The sequence below is a fragment of the Streptomyces sp. BR123 genome, assembly GCF_013401435.1.
In the GTDB taxonomy this organism is placed as follows: Bacteria; Actinomycetota; Actinomycetes; order Streptomycetales; family Streptomycetaceae; genus Streptomyces.
The window spans coordinates 1-2,604 of sequence record NZ_JACBGN010000523.1 but is presented as its reverse complement, the minus strand read 5'-3'; the positions used below and the strand labels follow the sequence as shown (position 1 = coordinate 2,604).

Here is a 2,604-nt window from a genome sequence, read left to right as displayed (position 1 = left end):
CGGTCGGGGCGGGCAGCTCCCCGTCCAGGACAAGCGTGCCGTGGGCCGCGAAGATCGCCTGCCCGTGCGTTCCGGGCACGTCCGCATCCGCCCCGACCGCGTCCTCCAGCACGCCGAGCAGCGCCCGGTCCGCACCCTGCCGGGTCAGGTCCTCACGCAGTCGGCGCCAGCGCAGGGCGATGGCCCGGTCGGGCTGGTCCACGTCCCGCGAGGTGTCCAGGTACACCGAGGCGAACGGGCCGGACTCCGTGTACAGGGGTTCCAGGAAAGACAGCCTCATCGCTCACCACCACTCCCAGGCACCCTCTCCTCCTTTCGATGATGCGCGCGCGGACGCGACCGGCGCAGCCGTCGGAGCGCGCAGCGACAGCCGGGGGCCGGACCCCGGTGGGGCATTCCGCCGCCGACCGGCGCTGCTTCGCGCGGTCGAGGCGGCTCCGGGGGGCCGCCGCGACCCGGATCGACAAGCTCGCCGCCCGCTGCCGTACCGGTGTGGTCGCCGCGTCCGTGGTCCTCTGGCTGAAGGAAACCGAGAGCCGGGCGTACCGCAGCCGAGCGGGGCAGCAAGCACGTGCCCCCGACACCGCTCCGGAGCTTCCGACCGTGGCCGTCATCGTTCCTCTGCGGCGGCGAGGGCGTTCCTCCCGCTGCGGGTCAGCCGCCAGACCTGATCCTCGCCGGTCCCGGCCGGGGCGAGGCGCTCGGCAGGGCGGCGGAGGTGTTCGGTGAACCCGAGGCGGGCCGGGACGGCACCGCTGGCGCGGTTGGCCGGGTCGTGGACGACCTCGACGTAGTCGACGCCGGGGAGGCGGAAGGCCTGTTCGACCAGGGCGCGCGCGGTTCGGGTGGCCAGGCCGCGGCCGGTGGCGGCAGGATGCAGCCAGTAGCCGATCTCGCGGCCGTTGTCCGGGGTCTCCCCGCGCCGGAACAGCATGCACGCGCCGACGATCGCCCCGTCGACCACGATCGCATAGGTGAACGCCTCGCCGCCGGCCCAGAGCTCCTGGCGGCGCGCCAGGAAATCGGTGGTCCTGGCCAGGCTGTGCTCAGCGACCCAGGGCATCCACGGGCGCAGGTGCTCCAGCGACTCCTCGATGACCCGGAAGAACTCCGGGAGGTCCGCCTCGCCGTCGAAGCGGCGCAGCGTCAGGCCGTCCAGTTCGATCACCTGCTGTGGAAGGTCCATGCCAGGAGAATCGTGTGCGGGCACTGCCGTCGGCAAGAGGATTTCGAACCACGGCCTGGAGCACCGTACGGGCGTACGCACTTCCGGCCGACCGGACGCCCCTGGCCTCCGGGCCTTTGCCGCTCAGCGTCCCCGGCGCATCGAGAGGATCTCCCGTCCGCCGCCGGTCAGATGCGATCGCGGGTTTCGTCGACCACGGGCAGAGCGGCCGAGACACGGCGCCTCCGCAGGACGCTCGCGTACACGGCCAGCCCCAGGATGCCGACGCCCATCATGAGCAGTCCGACGACGTCGAGGTTGACGCTCTCCATCTTCCAGTCGCTGGCGAAGGTGAGGATCGCTCCTACCAGGACCAGGGCGATGCAGCCGCCTATGCCGCGCATGGGTGTGCCTCCTCGGTACGGGATCGAAGTCCAGGCCAATGGGCACCTGGTGGTGAGGTGCCCGCCGGGCACGCCGACGGCGCCGGCCGGCAGCATGTGCCGCCGGCGCGGCGCCGCGGGGGCGCGCCGCTGTGCTGAACGCCTTTCACATCGGCGCGTCTGCCCGCGATCGGCCCCGGCATGCCCGTCAAGGGCCTGCGCCGCCCGGTCGGCCGGGCGGCGCCGCCGTGGCCCACCGTCAGACCTTGAAGGGGCAGGGCACCGACGGGCCGCACGCCGCCCGGCCGCCCCGGCTGACGGGGCACCAGCGGCGCCCCGTCTGCCGGGTGAGGACCAGCCGCCCCCCACTGGCGGTTGAGGACGGCCCTGTCGGCCTGCCGGGTGGTCAGGTGGTCAGTGCCGCGAGTTCGGGGCGGCCATGGCCGTCGGGGTGCGCCAGAGGGCCGTGGCTCTGGTGCGGGGTGCGTGCAGGCGCTCGGCACCGCTGCGTGCCTTGAACTGCTTAACCGCAGATCAACTGAACCTTAAGGGCACCTGTGGTGGCCTCGCCCGCGCATCGACCGTGTGCCCTCGGTGCCGGCGCCGCAGCCCCTTCGACTTCCGTCGGCTTCAGGTCCGTGACCTGCTTCTTCGAACGTGGGGAGTGAGGTACGAGCAGCACGGTGCGCCCGCGGAGCGGCCAAACCCGAACCGGCGAGGGGTTCGTGAGGGGGTGACGGGACTGAACTCACGTGCGGCGTCGCTCGTATGCAGGACGTGGGGTGGGAGCGTCCATCGGATCGAGGAGTGTCAATGTCCAGGAAACGGACTATGAGTCTCAAGAAGAAGCTCGTGCTCTCTGTGGTCGGGGGAGCCCTGGTGACCGGAGGTGTCGCCGTGACGGTGGCGACCGGTAACGCCGCCGTCCCGGAGGTGGTGTGTCCGGGGTCGACGGTGACGTTGTCGGGTGAGGCGGGTGCGCCGGCGGCGAGCAGTGGGACGTTCCCGGTGGGGACGAAGCTGAAGGTGACGAACCTCGACAACGGTCGTGCGACG

2 protein-coding genes and 2 pseudogenes are annotated in these 2,604 nt (G+C 72.2%); 1 reads left to right on the top strand and 3 read right to left on the bottom strand.

Going from position 1 to position 2,604, the window contains the following annotated elements:
• The 3 genes and pseudogenes from HYE82_RS35870 to HYE82_RS35860 form a co-directional block, all read right to left on the bottom strand.
• A pseudogene (locus tag HYE82_RS35870) lies at nt 1-280 on the bottom strand (hypothetical protein); the annotation flags it as partial.
• 330 nt (nt 281-610) lie between these two features.
• Nucleotides 611-1,186: a GNAT family N-acetyltransferase gene (locus HYE82_RS35865; RefSeq protein WP_179178413.1), complete on the bottom strand. Its 576-nt coding sequence runs from the start codon at nt 1,184-1,186 to the stop codon at nt 611-613.
• A gap of 167 nt (nt 1,187-1,353) precedes the next feature.
• Nucleotides 1,354-1,569: a hypothetical protein gene (locus HYE82_RS35860; protein WP_179178412.1), complete on the bottom strand. Its 216-nt coding sequence runs from the start codon at nt 1,567-1,569 to the stop codon at nt 1,354-1,356.
• Between the two features lie 810 nt (nt 1,570-2,379).
• On the opposite strand from HYE82_RS35860, the pseudogene HYE82_RS38770 reads away from it, so the two are divergent.
• Nucleotides 2,380-2,604, top strand: a pseudogene (locus HYE82_RS38770) (hypothetical protein); the annotation flags it as partial.